This window comes from Rhodococcus sp. H-CA8f, from assembly GCF_002501585.1.
Lineage (GTDB): Bacteria > Actinomycetota > Actinomycetes > Mycobacteriales > Mycobacteriaceae > Rhodococcus_F > Rhodococcus_F erythropolis.
Genome location: NZ_CP023720.1, coordinates 4337626 through 4356068, shown reverse-complemented (window position 1 = coordinate 4356068; position 18443 = coordinate 4337626). Strand labels below are relative to the sequence as shown.

General features: G+C 61.5%; 12 protein-coding genes. 10 read left to right on the top strand and 2 right to left on the bottom strand.

From position 1 onward, the window contains the following. Positions 1 to 201 precede the first annotated feature (201 nt). From CPI83_RS20100 to CPI83_RS20070, 7 genes are all read left to right on the top strand, one after another. Complete coding sequence (locus CPI83_RS20100; RefSeq protein WP_343229947.1) at positions 202 to 1365, top strand: haloacid dehalogenase-like hydrolase; 1164 nt, start codon at positions 202 to 204, stop codon at positions 1363 to 1365. A gap of 142 nt (positions 1366 to 1507) precedes the next feature. Continuing rightward, entirely contained in the window at positions 1508 to 2047 is a 540-nt protein-coding gene (locus tag CPI83_RS20095; protein ID WP_097387621.1) for a hypothetical protein, read from the top strand. Positions 2048 to 2374: 327 nt separating this feature from the next. Continuing rightward, on the top strand, positions 2375 to 3652 hold the full coding sequence (locus CPI83_RS20090; RefSeq protein WP_020906868.1) for an MFS transporter: 1278 nt from the start codon (positions 2375 to 2377) through the stop codon (positions 3650 to 3652). Between the two features lie 207 nt (positions 3653 to 3859). After that, positions 3860 to 5497: an AMP-binding protein gene (locus tag CPI83_RS20085; protein WP_097387620.1), complete on the top strand. Its 1638-nt coding sequence runs from the start codon at positions 3860 to 3862 to the stop codon at positions 5495 to 5497. 4 nt (positions 5498 to 5501) lie between these two features. Beyond that, positions 5502 to 7169 (top strand): helix-turn-helix domain-containing protein, encoded by a 1668-nt coding sequence (locus CPI83_RS20080; protein ID WP_020969015.1) that lies wholly within the window; start codon positions 5502 to 5504, stop codon positions 7167 to 7169. 108 nt (positions 7170 to 7277) lie between these two features. Then, positions 7278 to 8777, top strand: a complete 1500-nt coding sequence (locus tag CPI83_RS20075) for an aldehyde dehydrogenase family protein (RefSeq protein WP_019744236.1) — start codon at positions 7278 to 7280, stop codon at positions 8775 to 8777. A gap of 48 nt (positions 8778 to 8825) precedes the next feature. Next, the gene (locus CPI83_RS20070) at positions 8826 to 9938 is read left to right on the top strand and encodes an NDMA-dependent alcohol dehydrogenase (protein WP_097387619.1); all 1113 of its coding nucleotides are present in this window, start codon (positions 8826 to 8828) and stop codon (positions 9936 to 9938) included. Positions 9939 to 9992: 54 nt separating this feature from the next. Here CPI83_RS20070 and CPI83_RS20065 read toward each other — a convergent pair whose 3' ends face one another. Further along, on the bottom strand, positions 9993 to 11441 hold the full coding sequence (locus CPI83_RS20065) for a hypothetical protein (RefSeq protein ID WP_097387618.1): 1449 nt from the start codon (positions 11439 to 11441) through the stop codon (positions 9993 to 9995). 224 nt (positions 11442 to 11665) lie between these two features. Between CPI83_RS20065 and CPI83_RS20060 the strand changes: the two genes are divergently transcribed. From CPI83_RS20060 to CPI83_RS20050, 3 genes are all read left to right on the top strand, one after another. After that, entirely contained in the window at positions 11666 to 13912 is a 2247-nt protein-coding gene (locus tag CPI83_RS20060) for an MMPL family transporter (protein WP_070387076.1), read from the top strand. A gap of 183 nt (positions 13913 to 14095) precedes the next feature. Further along, entirely contained in the window at positions 14096 to 15535 is a 1440-nt protein-coding gene (locus CPI83_RS20055; RefSeq protein WP_097387617.1) for a hypothetical protein, read from the top strand. Continuing rightward, positions 15532 to 16896, top strand: a complete 1365-nt coding sequence (locus CPI83_RS20050; protein ID WP_080909947.1) for a PQQ-binding-like beta-propeller repeat protein — start codon at positions 15532 to 15534, stop codon at positions 16894 to 16896. Before CPI83_RS20055 ends, CPI83_RS20050 begins: the two co-directional genes overlap by 4 nt. Here CPI83_RS20050 and dctA read toward each other — a convergent pair. Next, on the bottom strand, positions 16874 to 18280 hold the full coding sequence (dctA, locus tag CPI83_RS20045; RefSeq protein ID WP_080909946.1) for a C4-dicarboxylate transporter DctA: 1407 nt from the start codon (positions 18278 to 18280) through the stop codon (positions 16874 to 16876). The genes CPI83_RS20050 and dctA overlap by 23 nt on opposite strands. Positions 18281 to 18443 lie beyond the last annotated feature (163 nt).

The window sequence follows — 18443 nt, the reverse complement described above, 5'->3', positions numbered from 1 at the left end:
ATACCCGGGTCGATCGACACTTGGGTATGCCGTCGTACCCGAATCACGACGAAAATGAGGGAATCGATGTTCCGTTCGCTGCATGCCCGCGCCCTGTGTGCGTTGGCCGTAGGTAGTGTCCTGTTGAGTGCAACTGCATGTAGTTCGGCCGAGAGTACCACGAAAGAGGATGCGGCGCAGGGTAGTTCATCCTGCGCGGCGTTGGATCCCAGTCTGGCGTGGTACGGCGACAACCGTGTGAGGTTGGATGCCATGATGACGGAGTTCGGAACGTGTGGAGCTGCAGGTGATGTCGATGACGGCGCACCGTTGGCGCTCTTCGACTGGGACAACACAGTTGTCAAGAACGACATCGGAAGCGCCACTGCATTCTGGATGATCAAGAACAACAAGGTGTTACAGCCCGCCGGAGCGGACTGGGCAACCACCAGTCGCTTCATGACTCCAGCCGGCGCTGCCGCACTTTCCGTCGCGTGTGGCTCGGAGACCGCCCCGGGTCAACCCTTGGTAACCAGTACCGACTTGGACTGCGCTGACGAGATCGTTGCGGTACTCGAGGAGAAGACTCGCGACGGACAGGTTGCATTCGACGGCTACGATCACCGCCGGACCAAGGCCGCATACGCGTGGGCGGTGCAGTTGATGGCAGGGCACACCGAGGACGAGATCACCGAGTACGCCCGCGCAGCGCGTGCTGAGAATCTCGCTGCTGCAGAAGGATCCGATCAGACCGTCGGTACCACGGAAGTCGAGGGCTCGGTGCGTTACTACGCGCAAGTCGAAGATTTGGTGAAAACCCTCGGCGCTCATGGATTCGACGTGCGGATCATCTCCGCGTCGGCCGAACCGGTCGTTCGAGTCTGGTCGGAGCAGCTGGGATTGGATGCCGATCACGTGATGGGAGTTCGGCCGATCGTCGAGGGCGGCGTTCTGACGGGGCGCCTGCGGGGATGTGGTGGGGTTGCGGACGGTGACGACTCGGTCATTCCGTACATCGACGGGAAGCGGTGCCAGGTCAACGAGGTTGTCTACGGGGTCCAAGGGCCTACGGCGTTCGAGCAGTTGCCTGCCGATCGGCGTCAGGTGTTTGCTGCCGGTGATTCTGTCACCGACGTGACGTTCCTCGGAGATGCGACCGGTGCGCGCCTGGTGATCAACCGCAACAATCCCGAACTGATGTGCAATGCCTACGACAACAGTGACGGAAAATGGCTGGTCAACCCCATGTTCATCGAACCGAAAGCACAGGCGGATGCTCCCTATCACTGCTCGACCGATGCATACACCGACGCGGCCGGGGAGAAAGGCGCCGTGACTCGTGCGGACGGCAGCGTGATCCCCGATCAGGTGGATTCCGTCGCGTGACAGTCGGCTTGGTGCGGTGACTTCACAACGATCGATCGGCGTGTGATCTGATTCTTTCGAGCCCTTTGTCGGGCTGCGGAAACCCACGGGTGTCCGCTGTGATGCTGGAGCCGCAGAGGCGGCACGTGAGTAGGAGAAATCGATGGCCTTCGCTGGCAATGTGGACGAGTTGGCACTGCTCCAAGCAGTACGTCTCAAAGAGCGGGTCGGAGCGGTCGTCCTGGCCGAGCACTTGGGCGTCAGCGCAGCGTCCGGTCAAGCTGCGTACGACGCACTTGTCGCGCAGGGTAAAGCGGCCGAAGCAGAAGGTGTCATCAGCCTGACCGAGAAAGGCCTCGCGGAACTCGAAGATCAGTTGGACGCTGAGCGGGTCTCGATCGACGAGGACTCCATCGGCGAGGTGTACGAGGCTTTCGTTCCGCTGGACGAGGAGTTCGTTGCATTTATCGACGACGCAGACGCGAATTCCCTTGCCGAGCTGGACCGCCGGGCTGCAAACCTGTTCGACGATTTGTCGGCATTCGTTCCGCGGTTGTCCCGCTACCAGGATCTCTTCTCGGATGCTCTCGCGAAAGTTCAAGCGGGGGAGTCCAAGTGGATTTCAGAACCGATCATCGACTCCTACGCCACGGTGTGGGGAGAGATCCGTCAGGAGCTTTTCGGGGCTGCCGGAAAGGCTTGATTCGTAGCGCTGGACCTGACGCAGTTCAGCGTGGGCCGTCCGATTCGTGTGAACAAATCGGACGGCCCACGGCATGTGAAGAGCCGTGAAACTCGTTACCATTGCATACAAGTCGTGACTGAGATCACTCCTACCCCCTTTCGGGGGTAGTGCGGGGGTGAGCCACATCACTACCTTTCCTCCTATCGACGGTGATGCCCACAGGGCGACACCACGGGACCACGGAGGAATCGAGTGACCACAGTCTCTCCCACAGGCGGCAACAGCGCCGCCGGCGCCGGGGGTGCGAGTGCCGCAGGCGCGACACAACCCCCGCAGACCACCAGTGTGCGGCGCGTCGCGATCGCGAGCTGCATCGGCACGACCATCGAGTTCTACGACTTCTTCATCTACGGAACTGCTGCGGCACTTGTCTTTCCGACGGTATTCTTCCCCGCGCTCGGTGCCACCGCGGGAACCGTCGCGTCGTTTGCGACCTTCGCAGTCGCATTCATCGCCCGGCCCGTCGGCGCAATGCTGTTCGGACACTTCGGTGATCGCATCGGTCGCAAGAAGACTCTGATCTCGACGCTCCTGCTCATGGGTATCTCGACGCTCCTGATCGGCTTGCTACCCGGTGCGGCAACCATCGGTGTTGCGGCTCCGATCATCCTGGTGCTCTTGCGATTCGGCCAAGGCTTCGCGGTCGGTGGTGAATGGGCAGGCGCAACTCTGCTCACCGCGGAATACGCCCCACCGGGCAAACGTGGTCTGTATGCGATGTTCCCGCAGCTCGGCCCCGCAATCGCCTTCGTGCTCTCGAGCAGTACCTTCCTCATCACCGGCGCTGTTCTCGGCGATACCAACCAAGCCTTCCTCGACTACGGCTGGCGTATCCCGTTCTTGTTCTCCATCGTGTTGGTCGGCATCGGCCTCTACATGCGACTCGCCATCGAGGAGACCCCGGTCTTCAAGGCGGAGCAGGCAGAGCGCGTCGCAGAGCAGAAGAACGAAGCACCTCGCACCCTTCCGTTCCTGGATGCCTGGCGGTTCCAGACCAAGGAAATCCTGCTCTCGGCCGGCGCCCTCGCTTGCCTGTTCGCGTTCTTCTACATGGGCACGGCGTTCCTCACGAGCTACGGAACCAAGACCCTCGGCTTCTCCCGCCCGTTCGTCCTGTCGGTCGGTATCGCTTCCGCCTTCGTCTTCGGTGCGGCGATCATCGTCTCCGCCTTGTACTCGGACCGCATCGGGCGTCGCAAGGTCATCATGATCTCTTGTGGTCTGGCTGTGGTGTGGGCGCTCATTCTGTTCCCGCTTCTGGACACCGGAACACCGATCGCGTTCATCCTCGGAATGTTCGGCACGCTGATGATCTTCGGAATCGCGTACGGCCCCTGTGGTGCGCTGCTTCCGGAAATGTTCCAGACCCGCTACCGCTACACCGGTGCCGGCCTCGGCTACAACCTCGCCGGAGTGCTCGGCGGCGCAGTGCCGCCGCTGATCGCCGCACCGCTGGCCTCGGCCTACGGGAGTATGGCCATCGGAATCATGTTGGCAATCCTCGGTGTGGTGAGTCTGGTCTGCACCTGGGCGCTCGTCGAGACCAAGGACCACGCCCTGTAAACACTGTGCGCCTTTATTAACCGCCGGCGGTTAATAAAGGCGCACAGCAGGCGGGTGGGGTGTCCGGACTTCGAACAGTTACGGGCACCCCGCACCGGGAAGTATGTCGTGCATCACACCGAATCGAGTAAATTCGTAGATGAGAGGGTCCGCTGCGGCGGCCCCTCTCATAGGTGCCTGAACAGGTAACCGGAGAGGACAGAACACATGAGTACGCCGCTGCCCAGCTATACGTCCGGAGTATGGGACGGTCCGATGCTGGGCGACACCATCGGAGACAACCTCGATCGCACGGTTGCCGCACACGGCGACCGCGATGCGTTGATCGACCACGCCAGCGGTCGACGATGGACGTACCGGGAGTTCGCCGAGCAGGTGAACGGGCTCGCTGCCGGACTACTTTCCCGTGGTGTGGGGAAGGGCGACCGAGTGGGAATCTGGGCTCCCAACTGTCCGGAATGGACGTTCACGCAATACGCGACGGCAAAGATCGGCGCGATCCTGGTCAACATCAATCCGGCGTACCGCTCGCACGAGTTGCAGTACGTGCTCGAGCAGGCCGGGATCTCGACGCTGGTGTCTGCGGCCAGCTTCAAGACCTCGGACTACGCGTCGATGATCGAGACGGTGCGGCCGCAGTGCCCGGATCTGACGTCGGTGCTCCTGCTCGGTTCACCCGAGTGGGACGCGGTGCTTGCCGACGGGTTGGCGGCCCAGGCCAACGATCCGGCTCCGCTCGCAGCTGCCCAAGCCGCGCTGTCGGCCGACGACGCGATCAACATCCAATACACCTCGGGCACTACCGGTTTCCCGAAGGGCGCGACGCTCAGCCACCACAACATTCTCAACAACGGCTACTTCGTCGGCGAGTTGTGCCACTACAGCGAGGTCGATCGGGTGTGCATCCCGGTGCCGTTCTATCACTGCTTCGGCATGGTGATGGGCAACCTTGCGTGCACCAGTCATGGTGCTGCCATGATCATTCCGGGCCCCGCATTCGATCCGCGCGCTTCGCTCGAAGCCGTCCAGGCCGAAAAGTGCACGTCCCTCTACGGCGTTCCGACGATGTTCATTGCAGAATTGGCGCTGCCGGACTTCGACAGCTTCGATCTGTCGTCCCTTCGCACCGGCATCATGGCGGGTTCGCCCTGCCCGGTCGAAGTGATGAAGCAGGTCATCGATCGCATGGGTATGGCAGAGGTGTCCATCTGCTATGGCATGACCGAGACGTCGCCGGTGTCGCTGCAGACCCGCTCGGACGATTCGATCGAACAGCGCACCGAAACCGTCGGTCGGGTGGGGCCGCACCTCGAGATCAAGATCGTCGATCCGGCAACCGGACTGACGGTGCCGCGCGGCGAGCCGGGCGAACTGTGCACGCGTGGTTACTCGGTCATGCTCGGCTACTGGGAGAACCCGGAGAAGACCGCCGAGGCGATCGACGCTGCCCGGTGGATGCACACCGGAGACATCGGAGTCATGGACGAGGCCGGATACGTCGCTATCACGGGACGCATCAAGGACATGGTCATCCGCGGTGGTGAGAACGTATATCCGCGTGAGATCGAGGAGTTCCTTTACACCCATCCCGACATTCTCGACGCGCAGGTCATCGGTGTACCGGACGCCAAGTACGGCGAGGAATTGATGGTGTGGGTCCAGATGCGCGAAGGTGCAGACGATCTGGACGCCGATTCGGTCCGTGCCTTCTGCACCGGCAAGCTCGCGCACTACAAGATTCCGCGGTACGTCCATGTCGTGGACGAGTTCCCGATGACAGTCACGGGCAAGGTCCGCAAGATCGCGATGCGAGAACAGGCGATCGAATTGATCGGTCAGGCCTGAGCATATGTCTGCGAACCCAGGGGAGCGTGAGCCGGTACGCCCCGAGATCGCGCTCTCCTGGAAGCGTTCTCGACTGAGTGGCCTCGATCCGTCGTCGGCAATCGCCGTGGACACCGAGGAGCAGGACGGCGAATCTCGTCTGCTCCGGGCGGCCGCGCCCGTGCTCGACGAGGTGTCGCAACAGATCGCGGGCACCGGTTTCTGTGTGCTGCTTGCTGATCGAGAATGCCGCGTGGTCGCTTCGGTGTACTCCGACAGCCGCGTCGAGCGGACAATCGAGCGGTTGGGCGTCGTCAACGGTTCACGCTTCGGTGAAGAGCACGCCGGTACCAATGCACTCGGTACTCCGCTCGAGGTAGGTCGAAGTGTGGTGATCCACGGGGACGAGCATTTCCTCGACAGCCTCAAGGGATTGAGCTGCTACGGCCAGCCGATCTTGCATCCCGTCACACGTCGCGTGGAGGGTATTCTCGACATGACCGGCGTTGTCTCGCAGGCCAACCCGCTGTTCGCGCCCTTCCTTGCGCGTGCTGCAGCGGATATCGAGAAACGACTGCTCGAAGGCTCCAAGGCGTCGGAGCAGCGGCTGGTCGACGCATTCCAGCGAGTGTCACATCAGCGCCACATTGCCGTCGCGGCCATCGGCGACGACATCCTGCTGAGCAACCGAACGGCCTTGGATCTGCTCGACACCGCCGACCACGTATCACTCCGGTCCTTGATCGCCGATCTCAATCCTGATCAATCGAGGCTCGTGACAGTCGAATTGGCGTCCGGTGCGCTGGCGCGAGTTCAAGCCGACCGGATTTCCGGGGCCGACGGCGGTGCACTCTTCCTGGTCGAACCACTCCAACGGGAACGGGCGCCCATCCGCAGAACCCACGAGCGGGCACCATCTCCGGGGGAACGACTGCGCCGAGACCTCATGCGAGCGCGGGCCTCGTCGTCCGCAGTTGCCATCTCTGGTGAAGCGGGTTCCGGTCGAACTTCGGCAGCATCGGACGTGGTCGGGAGCGTCGACGCCAGTTGGCACGATGCCACGCGGATCGCGTTCGACGGCCGTGAGCAGTGGATCACCGATCTTGTGCGAGCAGCCCGTAAGCGTTCGGGCGTGGTCGTGATCGAACAGGTGCAGCTCCTTCCCGATTCGGTGTTGCCGCTGGTCGCAGACCTGATCGATGCCAGCGCCGAGGGGCCGAAGATCGTACTGACCAGCGGGGCGGCAGTTGATCTTCCGCCGACCATCGCGGCGCTGCTTTCACGATGCGCCTCCAGGGTTGTCATCACCCCTCTGCGCGAGCGACAGGCTGAGATCGCCGAGTTGGCTCAGGTGATGTTGGAGGGGATCTCGCCCGAGTTGAGGTTGACCGCCAGCGCTGCCGAAGCGCTCGCTGCGGCCAGTTGGCCGGGCAACCTGGCCGAATTGCGCGTCGTGTTGAATCGGGCCTCAGGTGAACGCTCGAGTAATCGCATCGACGTCGTCGATCTGCCCGAGGACTATCGCACCACGGCCAAGGTGTCGCGGTTGGCAGGGCGGGAGAAGGCCGAGCGCCAGGCGATCATCGGAGCGTTGAAAGACTGCGGCGGCAACAAGGTTCACGCGTCGGCGCAACTCGGAATCAGCCGAAGCACTCTCTACACACGGATGCGGGCGCTCGACATCACTGTGTAGGTTGCTGTCCGAATTGAGTTGTACAAAGTTCGGACAGTTAGCACCCCCGGAAGCGCGGAAGTATGGCGTGCATCACATTCGCACCTCACTACTTCAGGGGAGTTTCCGATGACGGCAGTAGCCGAACACACCATCAGTTCCGCGGTACAGGGTTTCCTGAACGGACCGAAGAAGCTCTACATCGGCGGCGAATTCGTCGACGCCGCTTCGGGTCAGACCTTCGCGACGTACAACCCGGCTGACGGACAGAAGCTCGCAGACGTGGCACACGGCCAGGCCGAAGACATCGACCGCGCGGTACGCGCCGCCCGAACGGCTTTCGAGGACGGCCCCTGGTCTCGGATGAAGGCAAACGAGCGCGAGCGGATGATCTGGCGCGTCGGCGACATTCTCAGTGCTCGTGCCGAGGAATTCGGTCAGCTCGAAGCTCTCGACAACGGCAAGTCCGTTGCCATCGCCACCGCCGTCGACGTGGCTTGGGCCGCAGACGTTTTCCGCTACTACGCGGGTTGGGCCACCAAGATCGAAGGCAGCACCGTCAACGTGTCGATGCCCTTCTCTCCGGGCGGCGAGTTCCACGCCTACACCCTGCGTGAGGCAATCGGCGTCTGTGGACTGATCGTGCCGTGGAACTTCCCGCTGCTGATGTCGTCGTGGAAGCTCGCCCCCGCGCTCGCCGCCGGCAACACGGTGATCCTCAAGCCCGCTGAGCAGACCCCGCTCACCGCACTGCTTCTCGCGGAGGTCTTCGAAGAAGCAGGCTTCCCGCCCGGCGTCGTCAACATCGTTCCCGGCTTCGGCGATGCAGGTGCTGCACTGTCCGGCCACGACGACGTGGACAAGGTCGCGTTCACCGGTTCCACCGAGGTGGGTAAGAAGATCGTCGACGCCGCCAAGGGCAACCTGAAGAAGGTTACGCTCGAGCTCGGTGGCAAGAGCCCCAACATCGTATTCGCCGACGCGGATTTCGATTCCGCGGTGGAGGGTTCACTCAACGCCTGGCTGTTCAACCACGGTCAGTGCTGCGTTGCGGGTACCCGTCTGTACGTCGAGGACACCATCTTCGAGAAGTTCACCGAGGCCGTCGCGCACGCAGCGAGCCAGGTCAAGATCGGACCCGGCCTCGATCCCACCACCCAGCTCGGACCGCTGGTCTCGCAGGAGCAGTTCGACAAGGTCACCGGTTACCTCCGTGAGGGAATCGCCGACGGCGCACGTGCACTCACCGGCGGTAACCGCTGGGGCGATCAGGGCTACTTCGTCGAGCCGACTGTCTTCGTCGACGTCAAGCCCGAATTCTCCATCGTTCAGGAGGAGATCTTCGGACCCGTCGTGGCAGCGCTGCCGTTCAACGCGGACGACGGACCCATCACTGCCGCAAACGATTCCATCTACGGACTTGCCGCCGGCATCTGGACCCGTGACATTTCCAAGGCCCACCGCACGGCCAAGCGTCTCAAGGCTGGCTCGGTGTGGATCAACCAGTACAACGGCTTCGACACCGCAATGCCTTTCGGCGGATACAAGCAGTCCGGTTGGGGCCGCGAGCTCGGCGCTTCGGCTATCGATCTCTACACCCAGACCAAGGCCGTCAACATCGCCCTCTGACCGACCCCCATCGCTCATTCTCTCGTCCGACAATCAAGGAGATCACCAGTGAAGACCAAAGCTGCCGTACTGCTCGAGCCCGGAAAGCCTTTCGAGATCATGGAACTCGACCTCGACGGCCCGGGGGTGGGTGAGGTACTGATCAAGTACACCGCTGCCGGACTGTGCCATTCGGATCTGCACCTGACCGACGGTGATCTCCCGCCGCGTTACCCGATTGTCGGCGGACACGAAGGCTCGGGCATCATCGAAGAGGTCGGACCCGGCGTCACGAAGGTCAAGCCGGGCGACCACGTCGTGTGTAGCTTCATCCCCAACTGCGGCACCTGTCGCTACTGCTCGACCGGTCGCCAGAACCTTTGTGACATGGGTGCCACCATCCTCGAAGGTTCGATGACGGACGGTTCCTTCCGTTTCCACGGCAACGGAATGGATTTCGGCGGAATGTGCATGCTCGGAACATTCTCCGAGCGCGCCACCATTTCTCAGCACTCGGTGGTCAAGATCGACGATTGGCTTCCCTTGGAGACAGCGGTGGTCGTCGGCTGCGGCGTACCTTCGGGTTGGGGAACGGCAGTAAATGCCGGTAACCTTCGCGCCGGCGACACCGCGGTGATCTACGGCATCGGTGGCCTCGGCATCAACGCCGTCCAGGGCGCCGTTTCGGCCGGCTGCAAGTATGTCGTGGTGGTCGACCCGGTTGCTCTCAAGCGTGAGACCGCACTGAAGTTCGGTGCAACCCATGCCTTTGCAGACGCCGAGAGCGCTGCTGCCAAGGTCAACGAGCTGACCTGGGGACAGGGCGCCGACGCGGCGCTCATCCTTGTCGGCACCGTCGACGAGGACGTGGTCAGTGCAGCGACAGCAGTGATCGGCAAGGGCGGCACCGTGGTGATCACGGGTCTCGCCGATCCGGCCAAGCTGACCGTGCACGTGTCGGGAACCGATCTGACGCTGAACCAGAAGACGATCAAGGGCACATTGTTCGGATCAATGAACCCGCAGTACGACATCGTGCGTTTGCTTCGTCTCTACGATGCGGGTCAGCTCAAGCTCGACGAACTGATCACCAAAACCTACAGCCTCGAAGACGTCAACCAGGGCTACCAGGATCTGCGTGATGGCAAGAATATCCGTGGCGTGATCATTCACGACAAGTAGGACAACTGCTGTGCGCCTTTATTAACCGCGGGCGGTTAATAAAGGCGCACAGCACTATTTCTTGGCTTTCGACAAAATCTGCATCAACTGAAGTAGTGCCGAGAACTTCGCGAATACCGAGCGCGAGACCACCGGACCGAAAGCCGCGGTGTCGGTTGCATCGAACGCGTCGAGCAGATCGCGGAAGCTTTCGACCTGTTTGACCATCGCGTCGAGATCGACGTGCGTGGCGGCGTCGGCATCACGCAGAGCTAGTAGGTACTGCGGCGCCGTCACCAAGGCGACTGCCGGGATCTTCCGCTCGAACAGTGGTTCACCCTCGCCGAAATGAATGACCGGTCCTGGCGCCACGATTCGGCGATCGCCTGCCCCGATGTCGCGCCACAGCGGTGCAACGATGTCGTGTACTTCTCGGCTCGTCGCGTAGAGCAGTTCCGGTTCCGGAGTGGTCACCAACGCATAGCTGCCGGTCGAGGTGTCCTCGGTATCACCCAGCGCGCCGAGGTGTTCGATCGCGATCCCGGCTACTGCGCGCGCCTGACCGGCTTCGCCCTTCCACATCTCGGGGTGCGCTTCGAGCCAGGTGGAGGTTGCCTGTCCGTGCTTGGACACCGCTGGAATTCGCAGGTGGCCAGTCGTCAGCACAAAAACGTACGACCGTCGATGCGGCTGCGCGACGGCGTGCCGCGCCAAGGCCAACATTCCCAGATGCCCGTTCTCCTCGACGCCGTTGGTTCCGTCGCTGTGAGTGATGAGCAGAATCGTCTCTTCCGGTGATGTCCCCGGGGATACCGCCCACACCGTGTCGGTCCGGGTGTCCGGATGCAGAGTTGCATCCAGAACCAGAGTCGCCCGCTGACCGGAACGAGCTGCAGCGACAACCTTCCTGCCCTCGTCGCCGGCCACCCAGACGGCGGGGATGTCGTGGTACGGCTGCGTGAACGGAAGATATTGTCCCAGTGCGTTGTCCGGAGCGATGTCACGCCACACCGCGATCACGCCGAGCACTCCGGCCTTGCGGGCCTTGTCGAGTTTCGGGCCAAGAAGGGTTGCGGAGAGAACCGGATTTCGAAGAGTCTCGTCGGTGGCGATCGGACCCCACTCGCTGACCAGTAGCTTGCGGGGAAGATCGACGTGCGGGACCTCGATCACCGCGATCGCGCCCTTGGCCAAGGACCACTTGGGGCGTCGCGCGCTGACGTAGACCAGGGGAGCGGAGATTCCCTGAGGCCCGGTCAATCCCGAGTAGGGGAATGCGGACGAAACATTGATCGGTCCCGTCGGCAATCCGATGCGAAGCCCCTCAGATGTGTCCGGTAGATCCCAGCGTTCGAAAGTGTGTGAATCACGCCGGACTTCGAGGCCCAGTTCGGTCAGTTCGTTCGCGACTTCTTCCACCACAGCGTGGTGTGAAGGTGATCCTGTCAATCGTGGCCCCAGCGCGTCGAGTCGCTGTTGGCCGGCAAGGAGGAGATCGCGATCGACGGCCTGGCCGTGATTCATGGGATTGCCTTTCGTACTACGCGACGTCTGCTCTGGTGAGGCGCCTGCCCGTGTCGTGTCCACGGTACCGAGCGGTCTGAAAAGGAGACGGAGAGCGCGCCGGATATGCCGTTTTCGCAGATATACCGGGTGCCAATGGGCCGATCGGTCCGTACCGTATGACCTTGGCACCGAAAGACTCCGTGTTCTTCGGACAGACCAGTCCACGGCGAGAGAGGCCTACGTTGGCTACGTATCTTTACAGGTTGGGGAAGTTCGCTTTCCGCCACAAGTATCTTGTGGTGGCCGCGTGGATTATCGTGATCGCGGTGGTGGGGGGCGCTATCAGCGCCACAAATCCGACGTTCTCCAAAGAATTCAATCTTCCGGGCACCGATTCACAGCGTGCGACCGAGTTGATGAACGAGAACTTTGCAGCGGCAGCGGAGCAGCAAACTCAGGCGTCGACCAGCATTCTCATCGCGGCAGACGACGGGCTTGCCGCGCACAGCGATCAGATCGACCAGTTGATCGCACAGGCGAAGACGTTGCCGGACATCGTCGATCCCGAGAAGATCGTCAATCCGGTCACTCTCGCGGAGGCCAATCCGGCGGTGGCGTCCGCCGTTCTCGGCGACAACGGCAAGGTCGGGCTGATCCAGCTCAATCAGTCGATTCGCATCGAGGATCAGACGCAGGCGAACAAGACGGCGTTCCTCGATTTGATGGCAAAATTCCGCACCGGTGGCCTGCAAGTCGAAGGCACCGGTTCGATGATGCAGGTGCAGGCCGCGGGCGGTCTGTCGGAGATGCTCGGCTTCGCGGTGGCGTTCATCGTGATGATCGTGGCGTTCGGCGCACTCATCGCGGCGTTCATCCCGTTGTTCACTGCAATTCTTGGAATTGCGCTGGCCACTCTGACGGTCACACTCGGCTCGGGCTTCTTCGACATCAACGAAGGTGTCACGGGAATCGTCACGATGATCGGCATCGCAGTCTCGATCGACTATGCGTTGTTCATCGTCTCGCGCTACCGCAGTGAGCTCAATCTGGGCGGAACCAGGGAAGCTGCTGCCGGACGCGCAGTAGGTACAGCAGGTTCGTCGGTCGTATTCGCGGGCCTGACAGTGGTGGTCGCGCTGGCAGCCCTGGCGGTGGTCGGGGTCCCGATGATCACGCAGATGGGAATCTCGGCGGCGGTTGCCGTCATCATCGCCGTGCTCGGCGCAATCACGTTGATCCCGGCAGTTCTGGGCATCTTCGGTCGGTTCGCGTTCTCGCCTCGTATTCCCGGGCTTCGCCACGGTGACGAGCCCGAGACGATGGAATCCAACGGACATCGCTGGGCCAAGATAGTCACCAAGTACCCGTGGCCGATCGCGGGTGCTGCTCTGGTCCTCCTGGTGATCGCGGCTATTCCGATGACGAAGCTCGAACTCGGACTCTCGTTCACTCAAGACGAAGAGCGACCGGCACTGGCCCTCCTGCAACGAGGATTCGGTGAAGGCGTCAACGGCGAATTGTTCGTCGTGCTCGACGCGCCCGACGGCACCGACATCACCGCGATTGCCGAAGGCACTGTCGCGCACATCAAGGGCCTCGACAACGTCGCAACGCCGGATCAGTTGATGTGGGTCGGAAACGGACCGGACGCGGCAAACCCGATGGCGGGCGCAAACTCTGCGCTCATCGCGGTCACCCCGCAGATGTCTCCGAGCGGCCCCGAAACCCACGAGCTGATGAATCAGATCCGGGACTACGGATCGACGGTGAAGTCGGAAGGCGCAGAACTCGGTGTAGCGGGTCAAACCGCGATCGTTGCAGACATGTCGTCGAAGCTCAGTTCCGCGCTCATCCCGTATCTCATCGTGGTTGTGGGGCTGGCGTTCATCATCATGATGGTCGTCTTCCGCTCGATCTTGGTGCCGCTGACCGCAACTCTCGGATTCCTGTTTTCCGTCTGTGCGACCTTCGGCGCCACGGTGGCCATTTTCCAGTTGGGCGACTTCGGGCTGATCGAGCACACACAACCCATCATCTCGTTCCTGCCGATCTTCATGATCGGTGTGGTCTTCGGGTTGGCGATGGACTATCAAGTGTTCCTCGTGACGCGAATGCGCGAGGAATACGTGCACGGATTGTCGGCCAAGGACGCCATCATCTCCGGCTACACCCATGGTGCTCGCGTGGTCGCGTCGGCGGCCATCATCATGATCTCCGTGTTCGGCGCATTCATGCTGTCCTCGGAGACGACAAGCAAGATGATGGGCTTCGGTCTCGCGGCGGCAGTCTTCTTCGACGCCTTCATCATCCGCATGATCGTGATCCCTGCGGTCATGTCGATCCTCGGTGATTCGGCGTGGAAGTTGCCCGCGTGGCTCGACAAGATCCTGCCGAACGTCGACATCGAGGGTGAAGCGATTCGGCGGATTCCGATCGAGCAGGATCCGGATTCCGATCCAGACCCGAATCAGGTGCCTGTGAGGGTTTAAGCACTCAGGTCGTCAGGACGGGGTGCCGGTTGCACAGCAACTGGCACCCCGTTCTTCTGTCTTCATGCGGCGCCCGCGCGATAGGAAACCATCCGGTTGGTAACAGAAATCGCTGTGATCGCGACAGGACTTCCAGAGGCGACGTGCATCGGGAGCGAGCCGTGACAGTGACTGCGAGGGTACGTGTCGAAGGAGCAAACCGATTCGAAGCGGGCCGAGAAGTGGACCTTCGCGCTGACGGTCGTCTCCCTGATCGCCGGTGGGACAGTGGTTGCCGGGCTGGTGGATCGGTGGAGCAGCTCGCCGTCCGATGACATCTCTGTAGCTGCGTCATCTTCGATCACCATGACGTCTACACCGGACGAGATTCCGGCGGAGGACGTGCCTGAATTCTCGTACGTCACGCCGAGCGCGGTGTACCCGACAATGATTCCGGGTTGTGCGAGTGTCGAAGCGCCAGAGGAGGAGACGTTCTTCTCCTACATTCTGGACGGTTCTGACACGTACGACGATCCGCGTTTTCCGTGGTTCTCGAGCGCCAAGGCAGCCGCGATGTCCGACGCGGTCAAACAGGCGCTCCCGAAAGATGTCGAGCTGAAGTTCGCCAGTCCGGGTAATTCGCTGCAGTTCGGGCCGATCTCTGCACCTTCGAACACAGATGGGCTGCCCGAGGGATTCTCGCTCGAGGAGTTGGCGTCCACCACTGCGTCCGGGACGCTGATTCGGGACGGGAAGATCGGCGCGCTCAGCCTGATGCTGCACTCGAGTTCTGATCCGATCCCATCGTGTGTTGCGGGGTCGCTCGTCGAACGTCGGGTGCTGGCCGACCAGTCTGTGATGGATCTGCAGGATACGTGGAGCGAAACCAATGGTGTACGCACCCTTAGTCGGTCGGCGATGTTGTACGGCGCCGACGGGACCCGTATTCAGGCGTATCTCAACGACACGAACAACGACGGAGGTCCGGACGCCGAGAGTTCCGGCGTGGTGCCACTGACGCTCGACGAACTTGTAACCCTTGTCGAAATGCCACAGCTGCGAATCACCACGCCAGTTCCCCCGGGTACGGCACCGCTTTCGCCCGGGTGCCACGGGATCCCTCGAGACTCTAGCGACGTGGCCGAACTCGATCGCGCGACGATCGAACGTCTCAACGCCGTACTCGAGATCAGATGGCGTGCTGTACCTCCGGGTTTTCCGATTCTTGATGCCGGACCGGGCGCTCTGACGGTCGCGGAGAATGACAGGTCCACCGCATGTCAGAGATTTCTCACTCGGACGGGAGAGAACGAGTCGACGCTCAACATGACAATTACCGGCGGACAACCACTCCCCGCGGAGCTCAACAAATACGACCCCTCCTACTACGGGCACCCCTTGGAGTTCGTGACGCGACCGGATGGATCCGTGATCGAGCGAGACGAACGGGATTACTCGACCGTACCCATGACAAATGACGGCTCGAAAGCAGAATCGACGCAGGAAACGAGCAGGTCGGTGGTCGTCACCCGTCCGAATGGGACCCAAGTCTCGGTTTCGTCGTCGGCTGCGATCCCGAACGTGCCGATGACGTTCGAGCAGTTGGAGTTTCTCGCGACGACCGAAGGCTTGGAGATTCGATGACCACCAGATTCTCCCCGAAATCGCGCCTTCGGATCGCGGCCGCCGCAGCCGTAGTCACCGTCACTGCCGCCATCGCCACGGTGGTCACGTCGACGAGTTCCGAACCGACAGCGATCTCGTCGCCGCTATGGAGCGTCGAGGCCTCCGAGATTCTCGGGCGCGAGTTCGCGATATTTCGGAGCCCACTTGTTGGCACCGAATTCAACATGGACATGGGCGGATTCATCGACGCCGGATCACTCGTGGTCACGATGATCGGTATGCCGGATCGTCAGGCGTATTCGTTGGACGACGCAGAATTGGTCGGATTGGACGCCGAAGATGGCACAGTTCGTTGGCGCACGTCGGCGGTCGACATCGGTGGTTGCTCCGAGACTCTGCTCGGCAGTTCGGTGCTGTGTTTCTCCGGGCCGTACGTATCCGGTGGTTCGTACTCACTTTTCGATATCGAGACAGGAGAGCGTCGAGACATCAAGACGCCGTGGGCACCGATCATCGCGGTTGTCTCGGGTGACACGGTCCTCGCGCTCGAGGGTGATATCGAGAGCAACGACGTTCGCGTGCACAGCGGAACCGTCGACGATCCGGAAGCGAACTGGTCCAAAGCGTTCGACGTCGGTGGATCGTGGGAAGCCGGATACGTCGATCCGGTGATGTCGGTGCACGGCGATCTGGGTGTGATCGCTCTCGACGAGTCTCTGGGATTCGATCTGAAGACGGGCGAACAGCGGTGGGTACACGGTTACTCCACCTGTTCGACCGCGCATACATCGTCCGATGGGGTGACATTGGTGTCGGATGGCGGTTGCGAAGGCGATGGCCGTCCGACAAGTGAGTACGCGCTCGATCAGAACGGGCGCGAGTTCGCCAGGACGGACGAACTGCCCTCGGAGTCCTCGTACTACGGCGGGCGATACAGCCGAGATAATCCCGCAGGAGGATCGACTCCGATCATTCTGGGACACAGCGGTTTCGACCGGACTTCCGGCGAGAAATTGTGGTCCAACAGTGAACTCTTCGACACCGCACAGTCGTTGGCGGTGATCGGCAACGTGGTTGCCGTGACCCGTTCCGGTTCCGAGCCCGAGGTCCAGTTCGTGGACCTCTTCACCGGTGAGGTCTTGTGGCGATCAAACGCCGAGCGCGCCGGGGCGGTTGTCTGGCACGGCGATGTCGTTATCGACGAGGGAAACGTCTACGGAACGGATGTCCGTACAGGCCAACGTAGTTGGGAGGTTCGGGTGGATCAGGACGGGGACGACAAGTTCACCCCCTGGGCGATGCCGCGGGAGCTGTGGGTGGGGGACAAGGTGCTGTTGCGTTCCAGTGAAGACCGCATCACGGCGTTGAAACTGTCTTGAGTGCTTCGGCCTCCGGTGCCGGAACAGTTTTCCCGGTGATCGGATCGACTTCCTCGAGCGGTGGAACGTCTTCTCCGTCGAGCACTCGGCGCATGCGCTCCTTGTCGAGCTGCCCCTCCCAATTGGCGACCACGAAGGTTGCGACACAGTTCCCGAGCAGGTTCACCGACACCCGCATCGAATCCATGATTCGATCGGCGCCCAGTAGGAGGGCGACTGCGGCAACCGGAATTGCGCCGTGACCGATTGCGGCCACGGTGGCGGACAGTGCCAGGAATGACGATCCCGGCACGCCGGCCATTCCCTTGGACGTGAGCATCAGTACCAGGACGGCAGTGATCTGTTCACCGAGTGTCAGGTCCACGCCGAGCGCCTGAGCCAGAAACAGCATGCAGATCGACAGGTACAGCGTGGCGCCGTCGAGATTGAACGAGTAGCCGGTAGGCACCACCAATCCTGTTGTAGTGCGCGAGCATCCGGCGTTGGTGAGCTTGACCATGATTCGGGGCAGAACTACTTCGGTCGACGCCGTTCCCAACGCGAGGAAGAGTTCGTCCTTGATGTACTTGACGAACTTCCACAAATTCACGCCCGTGAAGTACCTGACTATCGCCGCCAGGATGAGGATGAACAGGACGGCCGCAAGATAGCATGCGGCGATCAGCTTTCCGTAACTTCCGAGCGAAGCGATCCCGTACTGGCCGACGATGTACGCCATCGCGCCCAAAGCGCCCAACGGCGCCAGTCTCATGATCCAGCCGATGATCGTGAAGAACAGATGGCTCAGACGATCGACGAGTTCGAACACGATTGGTGGTCCACTCTCACCTGCCTTGGCCAAGGCGAGCCCGAACAGTACGGCGAAGAAGAGGACTTGGAGGAGTGCGTTCTCGGCGAAGGCCGAAACTATCGACACCGGAATGATATTGAGCAGGAATTCCACGGTGTGGGGAAGTTCGCCACTTCCGGTCTTGGCGGCCACGGCGTCCGCACCGTTCGCCAGCGTCTCCGGATCGATGTTGAATCCCGCACCCGGCTTCATCAGATTTCCGATGAGCAGCCCGAACAACAGGGCGAAGGTGGTCACGACCTCGAAGTAGATGAGTGCTTTGACGCCGATACGCCCCACGGCCTTCAGGTCCCCGACGTGAGCAATCCCGATCACGACGGTGCAGAAGATGATCGGCGCGATCAGCATTTTGATCAGCTTGATGAAGCCGTCGGCGAGGGGCTTGAGATTCGCGCCGAATTCCGGCCACAACCAGCCGATGAGAACCCCGATGACGATAGCGGCGATCAATTGCACGAACAGTGATCGGTACCAGGGCGGCTTGTTGGCGAGTCGCGCGAGCTCGCTGTTCGGCAGTCTTACGGAAGTTGGCATGGATCAGAACGGTAGGTCTGCTTGATTGCGAAAAAATAACTCGCGAATGTCGTGGATGTAACGCGTCGAGGTTGCATCTCGGACAATAATTCGGTCAACAAGCGACAGTTGTGTGTGACTGTGGTTATTGTTTCCCTGAGCGGTGATCTTCCGTCCGCGTGCA